The organism is Bradyrhizobium tropiciagri (genome assembly GCF_018130505.1).
Lineage (GTDB): Bacteria > Pseudomonadota > Alphaproteobacteria > Rhizobiales > Xanthobacteraceae > Bradyrhizobium > Bradyrhizobium tropiciagri_B.
Map to the genome: position 1 here is coordinate 165,933 of NZ_JAFCKH010000004.1, position 14,586 is coordinate 180,518.

17 protein-coding genes are annotated in these 14,586 nt (G+C 64.8%); 9 read left to right on the forward strand and 8 right to left on the reverse strand.

The genetic code is table 11. The annotated features are described in order from the left end of the window. The first annotated feature begins 303 nt into the window (after positions 1-303). Both JQ633_RS11475 and JQ633_RS11480 read left to right on the forward strand, forming a co-directional pair. Positions 304-804 carry an SGNH/GDSL hydrolase family protein gene (locus JQ633_RS11475; RefSeq protein WP_249159212.1) on the forward strand — a complete coding sequence of 167 codons (501 nt, stop codon included), beginning with the start codon at positions 304-306 and terminating at the stop codon, positions 802-804. Between the two features lie 126 nt (positions 805-930). Next, positions 931-1,134 (forward strand): hypothetical protein, encoded by a 204-nt coding sequence (locus JQ633_RS11480; protein WP_139484072.1) that lies wholly within the window; start codon positions 931-933, stop codon positions 1,132-1,134. Positions 1,135-1,144: 10 nt separating this feature from the next. Here JQ633_RS11480 and JQ633_RS11485 read toward each other — a convergent pair whose 3' ends face one another. Further along, the gene (locus tag JQ633_RS11485; protein WP_211985132.1) at positions 1,145-1,888 is read right to left on the reverse strand and encodes a tyrosine-protein phosphatase; all 744 of its coding nucleotides are present in this window, start codon (positions 1,886-1,888) and stop codon (positions 1,145-1,147) included. Positions 1,889-1,982: 94 nt separating this feature from the next. Here JQ633_RS11485 and JQ633_RS11490 point away from each other — a divergent pair, with 94 nt between their 5' ends. Beyond that, entirely contained in the window at positions 1,983-2,291 is a 309-nt protein-coding gene (locus JQ633_RS11490) for an MliC family protein (protein WP_211985133.1), read from the forward strand. A 105-nt stretch (positions 2,292-2,396) separates the two neighbouring features. Here JQ633_RS11490 and JQ633_RS11495 read toward each other — a convergent pair whose 3' ends face one another. Next, positions 2,397-2,597, reverse strand: coding sequence for a DUF2735 domain-containing protein (locus tag JQ633_RS11495; protein WP_211985134.1), 201 nt, complete (start codon positions 2,595-2,597; stop codon positions 2,397-2,399). 544 nt (positions 2,598-3,141) lie between these two features. On the opposite strand from JQ633_RS11495, the gene JQ633_RS11500 reads away from it, so the two are divergent. The 5 genes from JQ633_RS11500 (at position 3,142) to JQ633_RS11520 (ending at position 6,809) form a co-directional block, all read left to right on the forward strand. Continuing rightward, on the forward strand, positions 3,142-4,176 hold the full coding sequence (locus JQ633_RS11500; RefSeq protein WP_211985135.1) for a glutamine synthetase beta-grasp domain-containing protein: 1,035 nt from the start codon (positions 3,142-3,144) through the stop codon (positions 4,174-4,176). Between the two features lie 177 nt (positions 4,177-4,353). After that, positions 4,354-5,058 (forward strand): hypothetical protein, encoded by a 705-nt coding sequence (locus JQ633_RS11505; RefSeq protein ID WP_211985136.1) that lies wholly within the window; start codon positions 4,354-4,356, stop codon positions 5,056-5,058. 3 nt (positions 5,059-5,061) lie between these two features. Further along, positions 5,062-5,745: a substrate-binding domain-containing protein gene (locus JQ633_RS11510; protein ID WP_211985137.1), complete on the forward strand. Its 684-nt coding sequence runs from the start codon at positions 5,062-5,064 to the stop codon at positions 5,743-5,745. A 32-nt stretch (positions 5,746-5,777) separates the two neighbouring features. Continuing rightward, complete coding sequence (locus JQ633_RS11515; protein ID WP_211985138.1) at positions 5,778-6,596, forward strand: tetratricopeptide repeat protein; 819 nt, start codon at positions 5,778-5,780, stop codon at positions 6,594-6,596. 63 nt (positions 6,597-6,659) lie between these two features. Further along, a complete protein-coding gene (locus tag JQ633_RS11520; RefSeq protein WP_211985139.1) occupies positions 6,660-6,809 on the forward strand; it encodes a hypothetical protein in 150 nt (49 codons plus the stop codon). Between the two features lie 182 nt (positions 6,810-6,991). Here the strand turns inward: JQ633_RS11520 and JQ633_RS11525 are convergent, their stop codons facing one another. From JQ633_RS11525 to JQ633_RS11535, 3 genes are all read right to left on the reverse strand, one after another. Beyond that, positions 6,992-7,966: a zinc-binding dehydrogenase gene (locus JQ633_RS11525; protein ID WP_211985140.1), complete on the reverse strand. Its 975-nt coding sequence runs from the start codon at positions 7,964-7,966 to the stop codon at positions 6,992-6,994. A gap of 145 nt (positions 7,967-8,111) precedes the next feature. Next, positions 8,112-8,504 carry a nuclear transport factor 2 family protein gene (locus JQ633_RS11530; RefSeq protein ID WP_211985141.1) on the reverse strand — a complete coding sequence of 131 codons (393 nt, stop codon included), beginning with the start codon at positions 8,502-8,504 and terminating at the stop codon, positions 8,112-8,114. A gap of 63 nt (positions 8,505-8,567) precedes the next feature. Beyond that, on the reverse strand, positions 8,568-9,428 hold the full coding sequence (locus JQ633_RS11535) for an SDR family oxidoreductase (RefSeq protein WP_211985142.1): 861 nt from the start codon (positions 9,426-9,428) through the stop codon (positions 8,568-8,570). A gap of 124 nt (positions 9,429-9,552) precedes the next feature. Here JQ633_RS11535 and JQ633_RS11540 point away from each other — a divergent pair, with 124 nt between their 5' ends. Then, a complete protein-coding gene (locus JQ633_RS11540; RefSeq protein ID WP_211985143.1) occupies positions 9,553-10,461 on the forward strand; it encodes a LysR family transcriptional regulator in 909 nt (302 codons plus the stop codon). A 101-nt stretch (positions 10,462-10,562) separates the two neighbouring features. On the opposite strand, the gene JQ633_RS11545 is transcribed toward JQ633_RS11540, so the two are convergent. The 3 genes from JQ633_RS11545 to JQ633_RS11555 are packed head-to-tail and all read right to left on the reverse strand — an operon-like array spanning position 10,563 to position 14,487. After that, a complete protein-coding gene (locus tag JQ633_RS11545) occupies positions 10,563-11,195 on the reverse strand; it encodes an Isoquinoline 1-oxidoreductase subunit (protein ID WP_433995642.1) in 633 nt (210 codons plus the stop codon). Then, positions 11,192-11,716, reverse strand: coding sequence for a (2Fe-2S)-binding protein (locus tag JQ633_RS11550; protein ID WP_211985144.1), 525 nt, complete (start codon positions 11,714-11,716; stop codon positions 11,192-11,194). Before JQ633_RS11550 ends, JQ633_RS11545 begins: the two co-directional genes overlap by 4 nt. Further along, positions 11,713-14,487, reverse strand: coding sequence for a xanthine dehydrogenase family protein molybdopterin-binding subunit (locus JQ633_RS11555; protein WP_211985145.1), 2,775 nt, complete (start codon positions 14,485-14,487; stop codon positions 11,713-11,715). Before JQ633_RS11555 ends, JQ633_RS11550 begins: the two co-directional genes overlap by 4 nt. Positions 14,488-14,586: the final 99 nt, after the last annotated feature.

Genomic DNA, 14,586 nt, shown 5'->3' on the forward strand with positions numbered 1-14,586 from the left:
CGCCCACTATGATCAGGCGGAATTCATTTGCAATGCTGCGAATTTCGCGCCGTAGTACGGGTGTTGTTCAATTCATTCGCGCAAAGGATGTTTGCGATGGCGACTTCCAGGACATGCGAAACACATCCCGAACTCGTCAGGTTCCAGCACGAGATGCCGCATCTGGCGGAAGCGCTCAAGCGCGAGCGCAAGATCAAGGTCGTTGCGCTGGGATCATCATCGACCGCGGGAGCTGATCGTATTCTGCCGTTTCCGCCGCGGCTGGAGATGGCGTGGCGAAGCCAGAAGCCGACCTTCGGCCGGATGATCGACGTCATCAACCGCGGCATCGGCGGGCAGGAGGCGCCGGAAGAATTCTCGCGCATCGAAGCCGATGTCATCGCCGAGGCACCCGTCATGGTGATCTGGCAGGTGGGCACCAACGCCGTATACCGGAACTACAATTTCGATCAGGTGCAGGCGACGTTCGCGGCAGGGCTCGACGTGCTGACCGGGCTTCCGATCGACGTCGTCGTGATGGACTCGCAATACACACAGGCAATCATCGGCACGCCTGACCTGCTCAAGCTCGCCAACCAGTTCATGTCGATGATTGCCGAGGTCGCCGCAGACCGGAGGGTCAACTTGTTCCGTCGCTTTGCGTTGATGAAGCAATGGGTCGATACGGGCGTTCAGCTTTCTGAACTCGATGACGGTGCGCCGGAGCATCTTCATACGAGCGAGTGGGCGACCGATTGCGTGACCCAGGCGTTGCTCGGCGCAATCAACGAGGCGGTGGCACGCACCGTGATCGCACAAGGCTGAATACGTAAGGCTGACTACGTAAGACTACGGGGGTGGCCATGTTCGATAAAATTTGCGGCAGTTCTGTAAGTCGATTGCAGAATCCTTTCCTTAGAAGCGGACTCGGATCAAGGTAGGGGTTTGCGAATGGGAAATCTTCCGGATCACGGTTTACCGCTCGTTCAGCTTAAGGAGCAGCGGCGCGATCTCGTGGTGGCGTTGCAGAATCGCAAGGGGCCGGTGAGCAGCTGGGAGTTGATGCAGATCGCAGCAATCCAGCAGGCGATCTCGGCGTTCGAGGACGTGATTGCCGATCTCGATGCGGAGCTCGAGCTCGAAGCTGCTGCTTAACGAGCGTTAATCACGCCTGCAGATAGCGGCCTTCAAACGCCTTGCGCTCGGCCGGTCCAAGCCCGAGCCCGTCGCGGAAATACCCGTCGAGGCTGCCATAGTCGGCATCAACGGCCTCGAATGCAGCATTCAGGAACGCCGCCTGAACGGTACCGAGCACCTGCTTCACCTCATCGGGAAGGTCGGTGCTGTGGGCCGGATCGCGCTTGTAGAACTGGTTGGTGAGCAGGTAGTCCTCGGCGATCACCTCGGTAGGCACGCCGAGCGCGTGCAGGATCAGCGCACAGGCAAAGCCGGTGCGGTCCTTGCCGGCGGTGCAGTGGATCACCAGGGGCGCGCGATCCTCGAGCATGTGGGCGAACAGCGTGCGGTAGCGCTCCGTGTTGTCCTGCACGTAGCCGCGATAGGAGTCCCGCATCACGTCGACCGCATCGTCCTTCGACAGGTCCCGCGTTGCGGCGATCGCGCGCAGCGCAGCCACGACGGTCGGCTCGACTGGGAGCGAGTGCACCGTGACGTCGCTCATCCCGCACAGCGCTTCGGCCCGCTCATTGACTCCGCGGAAATCGAACGCGCTCTTGACTCCGAGTCCGCGCACCACGGTGACGTCCTGTTCGGTGAGATGGGCAAGATGGTTGGAGCGGAAGATCTGCCGCCAGCGCACCGTGCGCCCGTCCTGGGTGCGGTAGCCGCCGAGGTCGCGAAAGTTGCTGGCGCCGGCGAGGTTGAGATGACGGGCTGGGGCTTCGGACATGGGACGGGCCTGTTGCAGCGGACGAGGTCTTGGCGCACGACTTGATGCACGACGGGCGCAGACAGGTCTATAACGGGCGCGTGAGGGGGAGAATATGACTTATCGCGGGATCGCCATTGCCGGGTGTGCAATTCTTTTCGGCCTCATCGGTTCCTCGGCGGCATCGGCGCAATCCGCCTTCCGGAATTATCGCTGCGCCGACGGCACCCAGTTCATTGCATTGTTCACTGGGGTCACGCGCGCGAACCTGCAGCTCGACGGCAAGGCGGTGCTGCTGAAGAAGCGGTTCTCGCTGACCGGTGCGCGCTATAGCGGTAGCGGGGTCTCGCTCCAGATCAGCCGGGCCGGGTTGGTCCGCCTGAAGCACGGCAAGCAGCCGTGGACGGCTTGCGATCTGGCTTGAAACGAACGGCCATGAAAAAAGGGTCGAAACGCTTGGTTCCGACCCTTCGCTACTGTTCTGACGCCGTCTGACGCTGGTGCGTCCCGTCCCACTGCTGCATCGGCATCAGTGATCGCGGCCCGGCTTGGCTTCGTCGATGGCGGCCTGATGGTACCAGCTCTCGCTGCAGATGCTGGTTTCGACATGGGCGGGCAGATCGAGCGGCGCCCGTGTTTCGCCGAAGCGGCGCCCGCCAAGCGCAGCGCGGCCCCCGGCCGGGAATTGATAGATCTTGGCAGATCCCTGATTTTGGCCCGTGGTGATCATCCTGGAAGTCTCCTTGGCCGGAACGCGAGCCTCCATGCTGCGCCCGACTCCTTCGCGTGTGGTTACCGGCCTTTTGATATTGGCCGGCGCCCGGCAGGGTGCAAGTTGACCAAGAAGAAGGCAGTGTCTGTCTAATCCTTGTGCAAATGCCGGTTTGCATCCTGCGAGGCAGCAAGCACCTGACCAACGCTTGAGCGGCCGTGATGGTTGCTGGCGGCGGGCCTCGGGGGCGCAAACTGTCACGTGACCGTGCCGCAGCTTTAATCGGAGAGGCCGGTTGGTTGCGGATTTGCCGGAGAATCGGGCGGTCGGCGGCTGCCGAAAGCGGATTCCGGCTGCCCCCGACGCATGCCAGCCGCGCTCCTTTGTCGCAGCAGAAAATGCGATGTCCGCTGTGGACATCCGCGGAAAGGCTGGGTGCCGCAGTGCAGCGACTGGCATTTTAATTGCTTAGAAGGATGCGGCCGATGGTGGCCGGGTACGCGTGGGGCGGCCGACTGGCTTTCGGTTCCTCGCGGTTTTGCATCATCAACAGAGAGGTTCAATGACCAAGTACAAGCTCGAGTATATCTGGCTCGACGGATATACCCCGACGCCGAACCTGCGCGGCAAGACGCAGATCAAGGAGTTCGCGTCGTTCCCGACCCTCGAGCAGCTTCCGCTGTGGGGCTTTGACGGTTCGTCCACCCAGCAGGCTGAAGGCCACAGCTCTGACTGCGTGCTGAAACCGGTCGCCTGCTATCCCGACGCCGCGCGCGAGAACGGCGTGCTGGTGATGTGCGAAGTCATGATGCCCGACGGCAAGACCCCGCATGCGTCCAACAAGCGCGCCACCATCCTGGATGACGACGGCGCCTGGTTCGGTTTCGAGCAGGAATACTTCTTCTACAAGGACGGCCGTCCGCTCGGCTTCCCGGAGGAGGGTTATCCGGCGCCGCAGGGCCCGTACTACACCGGCGTCGGCTACAAGAACGTCGGCAGCGTCGCCCGCAAGATCGTGGAAGAGCATCTCAACCTCTGCCTCGCCGCCGGCATCAACCACGAAGGCATCAACGCCGAGGTGGCCAAGGGCCAGTGGGAATTCCAGATCTTCGGCAAGGGCTCCAAGACCGCCGCCGACCAGATGTGGATGGCCCGCTACCTGATGCTGCGCCTCACCGAGAGCTACGGCATCGACATCGAATTCCACTGCAAGCCGCTCGGCGACACCGACTGGAACGGCTCCGGCATGCACGCCAACTTCTCGACCAAGTACATGCGCGAAGTCGGCGGCAAGGAGTATTTCGAGAAGCTGATGTCGGCCTTCGAGAAGAACCTCATGGACCACATCGCCGTCTACGGCCCCGACAACGACAAGCGTCTGACCGGCAAGCACGAGACCGCGCCCTGGAACAAGTTCAGCCATGGCGTGGCCGATCGCGGCGCTTCGATCCGCGTGCCGCACTCCTTCGTCAACAACAGCTACAAGGGCTATCTGGAAGACCGCCGTCCGAACTCGCAAGGCGACCCCTACCAGATCGCTTCGCAAATCCTGAAGACGATCTCCGAGGTCCCGACCGGCGCGAAGGCTGCAGCCTAAGCGTCCTCCCGGACCCCTTCGGGGGACCCGCAAATCCAGTCCGTCAGGGCGAAAGCTCTGGCGGACTTTTGCGTTTTGACGGCGCCCCGTCATGCCGCCCCGGGTGGAAAGCAGGTTTCGCCGCGTTATGAACCGCGCTAGACAACGACGGTATTTCTGCTGCCGGGGACGCGGCGCTTGTTTGATGGGTTTTACAAGGTCCGGTTCGAACTGGGCGGCGCGGTCGGCCGCAGCGTGATGTATGTCGGCGACGACAGGATGCTCGGCGGCAACTCCGCCTTCGCCCATATCGGCAGCTATGAGATCGACGGCGAGGAGGTCGCGGCCGAGATCAAGACCGTCCGCCACAACCCCGATCCGAACTATCGCGCCATGGCCGGCACCGACGATGCGACGCTGATCGCAAGGGGCCGCGCGGACGGCGTGCTGCTCCGCTTCAAGGGCGAGCTGAAGGAATTGCCCGGCGTGCCGTTCCAGTCGGTGATGACGCCGATCACGGAAGACGAGATCCCGCCTCCCGGCGCTGTCGGCGAGGGCGGCGTCGTCGATGGCCTCTACTCGATCCACATCCGCATGCTCGACGGCGTCGATGGCGTGCTGACCGGCGTGATGCTGCTCAACAGGGGCCGCATCCTCGGCGGCGATGCGCATTTCTACTATCTCGGCAGCTATACGTCAGGGAAAGGCCGCTGGAAGGGCCAGATCCTGAACCAGGAGCACACCTCGGCGGTGGGCGAGAATCCGATCTTCGGCGGCCACGAGGTCGGGATCGGCTTCGCAGGAACTTGCGACGCGGAAGGCGCCGTGCTCGATGCGACCGCGCTTGCCGGCAAGCGCAGCCTCCGCCTCACGGCGGCACTCAAACTGATGCGGCGGTTGTAAGCGATGGAAAGCGTGCGCGTGCTCTCGACCCTGGCGTTGAAGGGCGCCGTCACCCGGCTCGCCGCGGCCTATCAGGCCGCGAGCGGCGTGCGGATCGATGCCGATTTCGCGCCGACGCTGGCGCTGCTCAAGCGTTTGCGTGGCGGCGAGGGCGCCGATCTCGTGATCCTGACCCGCGAGGGCCTCGACGAGGTGATCGGCGAAGGCCGCGTTGCTGCCGAGAGCGCCACGGACCTCGCGCGCTCCTATGTCGGGCTCGCGGTCAAAGCGGGCGCCGCGCATCCCGACATCGCGACCGAAGCCGGGCTGTGCGCGACCTTGCTCGGCGCGCGGGCGGTGGCCTATTCGCGGCTCGGCGCCAGCGGCATCCTGTTCGCGGGGCTGATCGAGCGTCTCGGCATCGCGGCCGACATCAATGCGCGCGCGGTGATCATCCCGCAGGGCTTTACCGCGGAAAAGCTCGTCACCGGCGAGGCCGATCTCGCGGTCCAGCAGATCAGCGAGCTGAAGCAGGTCGATGGCATCGAGGTGATCGGTCCGATTCCGCTGGACCTGCAGACACCGGCGGTGTTTTCCGCCGGCCGCATGACGGCTTCCCAACGCGCCGATGCCGCCGATCGTCTGCTGCGCTATCTGTCGTCTGTCGAGGTTGCGCCGGTGCTGCGCGAGACCGGGCTCGAGCCTTGAATTTGCCCGGCCTGCGAAGCAACCTGCCGCGCATGATCAAACCGTTCCATGCCGTTGTCGTTGCCGCCGTGCTGGTCGCGCCGGCGCTGGCGCACGCGCAGTCGGCCGACCTCGTGCTGTGCGATCGCGTCGTAGCCGATCCCACCGACCCCGACAAGCCGGCCGATGTGAAGGGCGTGGCCGAGATCGCCACGGCGGATATCGCGACCGCCATCAAATATTGCGCGGTCGCCGCAAAGTCCTCGCGCCGCGCGATGTATCAACTCGGCCGCGCCTACGCCGCCAATCGGCAGACCGCGGAAGCGGCGGGTGCCTGGCGCAAGGCGGCCGACAAGGGCTCGACCTCGGCGATGGTCGAGCTCGGCGTGCTCTACGGCACCGGCGCCGGTGTCGCGAAGGATGAGGCGCAGGCGCGCAAGCTGTTCGAACGCGCCGCGCAGGCCGGCAACGCGCGCGGCGTCAGCAATCTTGCCGCGCTCGGCGGCAGCTCCGCCTCCGACCCGGCGCGGGCGCGCGACTTGCTCGCCAAGGCCGCCGAGACCAATGCGGAGGCGCAGTATCAGCTCGGCATGATGCTGGCGGAAGGCAAGGGCGGCGCGCAAGACGACGTCGCGGCGCGCGCCTTGTTCGAGAAGGCCGCGGCGCAGAACCATCCCGGCGCGCTGGAGCGGATGGGCGCCTTCGCGCAGGCCGGCCGCGGCGGACCGAAGGATGGCGACGCGGCAAAGGCCTATTACCAGCGCGCCGCGGCGCTCGGCGACGAGGACGCCAAGAAGGCGCTCGAGCGCGCCCGCTGTCCCTATGTGCTGAAGGACAAGCGCGGCAACGCCGTGACCGATCTCTGCTTCTGACTCCGCTGGAACGCTCGCCGCTTCGTGTCGTTGACAGGCGAAAGCCAGCGGCGAGGTGATGTCATGATCCGCAAGCTGAGTTCGGGCGAGTACCGGCTGTATTCCCGCAAGGTCAATCCGAAGACCGGCAAGCGCCGCAATCTCGGCACCTTCAAGTCGCGCGCCGCCGCCGAGAAGCACGAGCGCGAGGTGCAGTATTTCAAGCGGCACTGAAGCGCGACGAGCCCGTCGCAGGGGGCGCGCTGCCAAAACCTGGAAAACAACCCCATGCAAAGTAGCCGGCGGCAGGGGTTCGATCAGGCAACTTGACACGTCGGGCAACTCAGGAGTATTCTTCCAATATTCCGAAATCGCTCTGACGCACCCGCAGTAAGAGCCAAAGCCGGCAGTAGGTCTCACGCGATTTCGATGACCATCTTTCCGCCGGCCTCGTTCGCTTCCATCACGCGGTGCGCCTCGCGGATCTGATCGAACTTGAAAACCCGGGTCGGCTTGGCATTGAAGCGACCGGATGCAGCTTTCTCTGCGATTAGCTGCAGTGGAACGTCCGAGAGCGGGAAATCGGGCAAGCCGAAATGAAAGGCTGCGAAGAACGTCAGGTAGACGCCGCTGTTCATCTGCGCGAGTGGATTGAAGTCCTTCACCGGAGCGAGCCCGCCGAGCCAGCCGGCGATGCAGGCGCGCCCATAGCGCGGAAGCATCGAAAGCGAATCCACGATCACGCTGTTGCCGACGAGATCCAGCACGCGATCGAGCTTGCCGGTTTCGGGGAGGCGCTTCGAGAGATCCGGGCCTTCGAATTCGCAGCGGCTCACGCCCAGCGCTTCGAGGATCGGGAAACGTGCCCGCTGCCGCGTCGTCGCGATGACCTTCACGCCCGCGTCGACGGCGAGATTGATGGCCGCTTGCCCGAAGGCCGATGTGGCGCCGCGGATCAGCAGGGTCTGGCCTCTTTCGATCTCGAGATTGCGGAAGAGGCACGTCCAGGCTGTCGCGTAGCTCTCCGGGAGCGCCGCGAGTTCGGTCCACGGCATATCCACGTTAATCAGCGTGACGACGTCGACCGGCACCCGCGTATACTCCGCATAGCTGCCGTTGATAGTACGTCCCATGCCGCCCATCATCGCCGCAACCTTTGCGCCGACGGGAAACTCGCCGCCGGGGCAGGATTTCACGATGCCGACGCACTCCAAACCGATCACATCGGCGTTTTCGGCCCATTCGCCGCGGCGCATATGCATCTCGGCGTGGTTGACGCCGAAGGCCTTGATCTGGATGACGACGTGACCCGCCATGGGCGCCGGCTCGGGAATGTCCTTGTAGACGAGCTTGTCCAGACCACCGAATCCGTCCAGTACGATCGCGCGCATTTTGTCTCTCTCCCGATGATGAATGCGATGGCTCCTGCGGTGAGAAGGAGCCGTTCCTTTGCCGGTGGCAGCGTCGGCGATGCGGGGCGCCGAGCCCATCGCCGCCGATCTCTTCGACCGAGCCGAATTGAATGAAACGATGAGCCTATCCGAGTGCTTCGAGCACCTTCGCTGTGTCCGTGAACTGGACGAACTTCGAAAGCGTTTCGCCAGTCACGGTCCAGACATGCGCGTACGGGACCGAGATTTGACGGCCGGTCCTTTTGTACGTTCCGACATAAGTCCCCAGCGCTACGACGCGATTGCCCTCCGAGACAAAGTCGGAGGGCAGCGCTGCGAAGCCATCCCAGTCGGTCGCGACCCGAACAAGAAGGTTCTCCAATACGGCTTCGGGACCATGCCAGGTGCCGGCGTAATAGGGGAAGCGCTCGGCTTCCGTCCATTCGACGTTCTCGTTGAGTGTCGCGAGAACACCGGACACGTCGCCAAGCTCGAGCGCATTGTAGAAACGTCGGACGGTATCGACAGGAGAGGTCATCTTCGGCACTCGTGATTCAGGTGAGGACGAGTCGACGGCAGACCGCCGACCCGGAACGATCAATCAAGCGAGTTCTTCGAGATGCCCGAGGCCCAGACCGCCGACGACGGCCTGCTGGACTGGAGCCACATCGGCATTGATCTTGTCAGCACCAAACGCGGTGCCCACCACCGTCCGCGCGGCGCGACGGCCCTTTGCCTGCTCGACGAGCTTGACGATGGCCTCGGCGATGTCGTGAGGGTTCGGAGCGTCCTTGGCTTGGAACATTGACATGAATGTCTTGAACATCGCGTCAGGAATCTGGCCGATCTCGCCGTAGGACTTCGTGATGTCGGCGTCGGCGGGCGTCTGGATGCTCGAGTACATGTTTGTCGGGTAGGCGCTCGGCTGAACTGCCACCACTTCTACGCCGAGCCGGGAGACCTCCAGCCGGAGACTGTCGGTTAAAGCTTCAACCGCCATCTTGCTCGCACCGTAGATGCCGAAGAAGGGGAATGTCACCCGGCCGAGGATCGAGCCGATGTTGATAATGAGGCCGTCGTGCTTCTGACGCATCGAAGGCAGCACGGCCCGCGTAACGCGGAGGAGCCCGATGACGTTGGTGTCGAAGATGGCTTTCGCCTGATCGGTCGTGAAAGCTTCGGTCACGCCAGCCGACGCAATGCCGGCGTTGTTGACCAGCACGCTGATATTGCCGGCCTCGGCGAGGATAGAAGCAATGGCGCGATTGACCGAGCCGTCATCAGTAACGTCGAGTTCGACGACACTGATTTTTCGGCTGCGCAATGCGTCGGCGTGGCTACGATTGCGCCCGGCGACGTCGCGCATCGTGGCGAACACGCGATGGCCAGCACCTGCCAGCTTTTCTGCCGTATTGCGACTGAAGCCGCTTGAGGCGCCGGTGATGAGAATGGTCCTGGTCATGGTTGCCTCTGGTGAGATGAGAGTTTGCGAGCGATCAAGCCTCGCAAAGCCACGTAGGACCTTCCGATTTGGGGTGGTATCCGTTATTTTCTGAAGTTGGACTTTCAAGAAATGGAAGTATGGTATGGACCGGTTCGAGGCAATCCGAACGCTGCTTGCGGCGGTCGACGGTGGGAGCCTGACGGCGGCATCCCGTCAACTCGGCACGCCGCTTCCTACCGTCAGTCGGCATGTATCTGAGCTCGAGGCGCGTCTGGGTACGCAGCTCGTGATCCGGACGAACCGCAAATTGCTGCTCACCGACGCTGGCAACGCGTTCGTTGCGGCTGGTCGCCGCGTTCTCGAGCAACTCGATGAGGCCGAACGTGCGGCGGCCGGCGAATATCGCGCACCGCGAGGCGACCTCCTGGTCACCGCTCCGATCATGTTCGGCAAGTTGCATGTGACTCCGGTCGTACTCGCGTTCCTTACCGCGTATCCGGAGGTCAATGTCCGCGTTGTATTTTTCGATCACGTCGTCGATCTCGTTGAAAACCATGTCGACGTGGCCGTTCGCATCGGCCAACTGCCCGACAGCGGGCTGGTTGCCGCGCGGATTGGCGAGATTCGCTGGGTGATTTGCGCAAGCCCAGCCTATCTCTCGACCCATGGCACACCAGTTGTCCCGGACGATTTGGCGGAACACGATTGCATCGCATTTGAGGGGCTGCAGATGGTGCGCACCTGGCCGTTCGGGCGCGGCGCCGATGCGAAGACCGTGGCGATAAAGCCTCGCTTCGCCGCCAATACGGCCGACGCAGTCCTCGAAGCCGCCATCGCCGGCGTCGGTATCGCCCGATTGACGTCCTACCAAGCTGCCGGGGCGATCCGCGAGGGGCGATTGGTCAGCCTGCTCCACGGGCATAATCCGGAGCCGCTACCTGTCCATCTCGTCCACACCGGCCCGCCGCTGGTGCCGTTGAAGATGCGCGCGTTCCTTGATTTCGCTGGTCCACGGTTGAAGGCAGATCTAGCCGACATCGCGAATATCTGACGGAGCGTCGCGGCCCATCCTTCCGCAATTGAGACTGCAGTTGCTGTCGAGGTCCGCTCGGGGAATTGACTGACAGTGAGGCCGCGTCCCGGCCGCCGCACCTACGGCGCAGGGCAGGCCGCGCCGGTCTTTACCCAAGCCTCCACCAGCGCGCCGGCTTGCGCCTGCGTGCCGGGCGCGGGTGCGCGGCCGAAGCCGGGATGCCAGGCCCAGCCCACCAGCGTGTCCTTGCCGATATGCTCGATGAGCTCTTCGACCTTGCGGCCGCCGTTGCGAGCGGGATCGCGGATCTGCTCGCAGATCTCGCCGATGGTCTTGCCGGCCCACGCCATCTCGCGCGGCGCCAGATGCCATTCCGGATGACCGGGGACGCGGCCGGGCTCGAAATTGCCGTGCTGGTGGCAGGTCGCGCAGCGCATCGTCTCGATGCCATGGCCATCGGCGCCGCGCGTCACCGGCGGTTGGTGGACGCGGCTGATATCGCCTTGCCGCGGGCTATCGCCGGCGGGGTGGCAGTTGGTGCAGCGCGGATGGGTCAGCACCTTGCCGAGCTCGGTGAAGATCGCCGCCGAGCGCTTCTCGACATTCTCGATCGAGGCAAAGCTTTCCGGCGAGGCGAGGGCGTGGCTCGCGGTCTGCGATGCTGCGTAGCCCGCGCACAGGCTGGTCGCGAGCGCCGTCATCACCGCAACGATCCGAAACCTCGTCTCCGACATCATCGCGCGTGCGCTCATTTGGTGGCGATCAGGTAGCGCTTGGCGTCGGCGAGGATCACGTCGCGCACGGCCTCGTGGTACTTGATGTAGCCGGTGCAGCGGCAGAGATGGCCGTCGAGCGCGTCGGCAATGGTCTGCTCCAGCTCGTCGCGCGGCACCGGCGCGCGGGCGAGGCGTTCGAGCAGCACCTGGCCCTCGTTGAGGAAGCCGGCCGTGCAGTAGCCGCACTGGAATGCGAAATGCGCGACGAAGGCCTTTTGCAGCGCGGAGAGCTCGCCGTCCTTGGCGTGTCCCTCGACGGTGCGGATGGTCTTGTCGTGGAAGGTGACGGCGGAGACGATGCAGGTCGGGCTGGTGTAGCTGGTGCCGTCAGGGTTATCGACGATGATGGCGCAGCTCAGGCACTGCGCGGCGCCGCAGCCGAACTTGGTGCCGGTCATGCCGAGCATCTCGCGCAGGAAATCGTTCATGGTGAGGTTGTCGCTCACCTCGATCGGCCCATGCTTGCGGCCGTTGATGGTCACGCTGAGCGAGGTCACGTGAGCGCTCCCTTGAGCAGGCTTGTCGTCACCGGCAGCGAGCGGAAACGGCGGCCGGTGGCATCGTAAATCGCGTTGAGCAGCGCCGGCACGATCGGGATCATCACCACCTCGGCCATGCCCTTGGGCGGCTCGTCCGGCGTCAACGGCGGCAGCATCTCGATTTCGAGATCGCGCAACGGCAGGTCGGAGCCGCGCGCGATCAGGTACTGGCCGAGATTCCACTGGCCGTTGCCGGGGCCGCCTTCGAACGGCGGCAGGGTTTCCAGCAGCGCGTAGCCGACGCCCATGGCGAAGCCGCCATGCGACTGGCCGAGCACGACTTCGGGCACCAGCGCCTGGCCGCATTCGAACACGCTGTAGGCCTTGGCAATGCGCAAGGTGCCGCTGTCGCGCTCGATCTCGACGCGGACCAGCGTGCCGCACATCGAGGTGTAGGAGGTGCCGATCCGGTTGTTGTCGGTCGGCGGAAACTTGACGCTGACGCGGTCGATCCGCTCGTACTCGCTGCGGCCATGGCGGATCGCCAGCGCGTCGATCTCGGCGCGGTACTGCTCGCCGAACAGCGGGAAGCGCGCCCGCGACCAGGCCCAGCGCGAGAAACTGTGCGCGATGGCGCCGGTGACGAGATTGCGCGCATGCGCGGTGGCGGCGAGCTTTGCCAGCGGCAGCGGCGGGAGTTCGCCGAATACGAGTTGCCCGTCCTTCCAGCGCGCCTTGTCCCATTGCCGCGCGCGCGAATCTGATTTTGCGAGGCGCCAGAGCTCGAGCGCCGCCGGCCACAGGCCATAGCGGAAGATGATGCGGGCGGCCTCGGCCGACGAATGGGTGCCGACATGGGCGCCGATCGAGGCGCTGGTCGGCGAGCTGATCGCGGGCACCCAGCGCGGGTTCTTCTCGGCGAGGTCCTGGGTCTTCTGATCCATCGTGTAGGGATCGCCCGAGGTGACGAGGCCGAGCGCGTCGTAGCTGTCGACGCGGGAGACCGCGACCTCGTCGGCGATGCCGCCGAGATGGCCGGCGACGCGGTTGGCGAGCGCGGTGCCGATGCCGTTGCCCATCTCGACGTGATCGCAGTAGATCGCGATCCGTCCCTCGGGATCGATCTCGACGCGGCCGAGCGAGCAATCCGCGCCGGCGCCGTAATCCTTGGTGACGCAGGCGAGGCCGGTGCCGACCAGCCGTCCCTCGGGCGCGTTCTGCTTGAAGGTCGCGCGCTGCTGCCAGATCGCGTGCGTCCCCAGCTTGTCGAGGATTTCCGGCGTGCGCACCGACACGATGTAGGGATTGCCGGTCATGGTCCGGCCGTTCTGCTTCAGCGCATTGTTGCGGCGGAACGCGATCGGGTCGACCTTGAGCTCGCTGGCTGCCTCGTCGATCAGGACCTCGAGCGCCGTCATGGTCTGCAGCGTGCCGTAGCCGCGCATCGAGCCCGCGGTGACGCCGCGCGAATGCAGCGCGACGGTGGTGACGTCGACCTTCGGGACGTCGTAGATGCCGATCGCGGCGGTCGCGGCGACGGTCGCGACGTTGGCGGAGAAATTGGCGAGGCCGCCGCCGTCGAGCACATGGTCGGCGGCGAACGCGGTGATCTTGCCGCTCTTGCGATCGATCCCGATCCGCGAGCGCATCTTGATCGGGTGGCGTTTGATGCCGCCCTGGAATTGCTGGTAGCGGTCGTGCGCCAGCCGCACCGGCTTGCCCGGCAGGAACATCGCGCACAGCGCGACATAGAGGATGAATGGCGTGTGGTCGCGGCCGCCGAAGCCGCCGCCGACATGGGCGAACTGCGCATTGATGTGCGACGGCCTGAAGGGGGCGCGCGCCTTGCCGAGCAGATGCGCGATCGACTCGATCGCCTCATAGGGCGACTGCACGCCGAGCACCAGTTCGAGATTGCCACCCTTGGCGTCGTACCAGGCGAGCCCGCTCTCCGGTTCGAGGAAGACCGGATCGATCGACTGGGTCTCGAACTCGCGGTCGAGCACGAGCTGAGACGGATCATCCTTTGCCAGCTCGGCGCGGATCGCCTCGCCATAGGTCGCGGCCTTAGCGTAATCGGGCTTGGTCTCCTTGGCGAGCGGCAGCCAGACCGGCAGCGGCGCGTTCTGGAAGCGGCTCGGCGAGACCCATCCGGCCATGATGGGCGAGTAGACGTCGGGCGCATCGGGCGTGGCGCCGGCCACGCGGGTGAAGCGGTACGCGCCGTAGTCCGGCAGCACCACCGGGCCGGTCTCGTCGCCGAACTTGACGAAGGTGCCGTCGCGCAGCGCGAGGCGCGCCTGGTCGAAGGCGTCGAACTGCTCGAAAATCAAAAGCGCGACCGGCTGGCCGAGATAGATCGGGGTCTTGCCGACCGGGCAGAACAGATCGCCGGTGTAGAACGAAGGCACGCGCGTGCCGATCCGGTCGAGATCGGCGGCGGTGACGATGACGGAGGGCTTGCTCGCGCCGTCGAGGCGGGCGAGGTCCATGCCGGCATAGACGTGCGTGGCGTCGTTGGCGCGGACCAGGATGGCGTGCGAGGTGGTCGCCGGCCAACCCGGCATGTCGGCGGCGCGGAAGTCGGAGGCGTAGAGCTTCGCGCCGGTGACCTTCGCCACGCCGTCGACGCGGCCGGCGCCGTAGGCGGCGGGATTGAACTGGCCGCGGCCGGGAAGCGTCTCACGGGCTGCGAAAACCGGCTCCTTCGCGAGCGCAAGGTGCGACATGCTGAGCGAGATGCCGCCCGCCGACAACCACTTCACGAATTCACGTCGCGAAGGCCGCATGCCCTGATCCCTCATCAACGCTTCAACCGCGTGTCGTGCCCGGGTTTACCCGACCGCACGACACACTCCGCAGTCTAGCGGCCACGCCGCCATGATTCG

Bases quoted from the DNA above. Each gene is read 5' to 3' on its own strand.
- JQ633_RS11510 (WP_211985137.1), top strand. From the start codon at position 5,062: ATGGAAAGCGTGCGCGTGCTCTCGACCCTGGCGTTGAAGGGCGCCGTC.
- JQ633_RS11520 (WP_211985139.1), top strand. From the start codon at position 6,660: ATGATCCGCAAGCTGAGTTCGGGCGAGTACCGGCTGTATTCCCGCAAG.
- JQ633_RS11540 (WP_211985143.1), top strand. From the start codon at position 9,553: ATGGACCGGTTCGAGGCAATCCGAACGCTGCTTGCGGCGGTCGACGGT.
- JQ633_RS11535 (WP_211985142.1), bottom strand. From the start codon at position 9,428: ATGACCAGGACCATTCTCATCACCGGCGCCTCAAGCGGCTTCAGTCGC.
- JQ633_RS11490 (WP_211985133.1), top strand. From the start codon at position 1,983: ATGACTTATCGCGGGATCGCCATTGCCGGGTGTGCAATTCTTTTCGGC.
- JQ633_RS11475 (WP_249159212.1), top strand. From the start codon at position 304: ATGATCGACGTCATCAACCGCGGCATCGGCGGGCAGGAGGCGCCGGAA.
- JQ633_RS11485 (WP_211985132.1), bottom strand. From the start codon at position 1,888: ATGTCCGAAGCCCCAGCCCGTCATCTCAACCTCGCCGGCGCCAGCAAC.
- JQ633_RS11545 (WP_433995642.1), bottom strand. From the start codon at position 11,195: ATGAGCGCACGCGCGATGATGTCGGAGACGAGGTTTCGGATCGTTGCG.
- JQ633_RS11515 (WP_211985138.1), top strand. From the start codon at position 5,778: ATGATCAAACCGTTCCATGCCGTTGTCGTTGCCGCCGTGCTGGTCGCG.
- JQ633_RS11480 (WP_139484072.1), top strand. From the start codon at position 931: ATGGGAAATCTTCCGGATCACGGTTTACCGCTCGTTCAGCTTAAGGAG.
- JQ633_RS11525 (WP_211985140.1), bottom strand. From the start codon at position 7,966: ATGCGCGCGATCGTACTGGACGGATTCGGTGGTCTGGACAAGCTCGTC.
- JQ633_RS11530 (WP_211985141.1), bottom strand. From the start codon at position 8,504: ATGACCTCTCCTGTCGATACCGTCCGACGTTTCTACAATGCGCTCGAG.
- JQ633_RS11495 (WP_211985134.1), bottom strand. From the start codon at position 2,597: ATGATCACCACGGGCCAAAATCAGGGATCTGCCAAGATCTATCAATTC.
- JQ633_RS11500 (WP_211985135.1), top strand. From the start codon at position 3,142: ATGACCAAGTACAAGCTCGAGTATATCTGGCTCGACGGATATACCCCG.
- JQ633_RS11555 (WP_211985145.1), bottom strand. From the start codon at position 14,487: ATGCGGCCTTCGCGACGTGAATTCGTGAAGTGGTTGTCGGCGGGCGGC.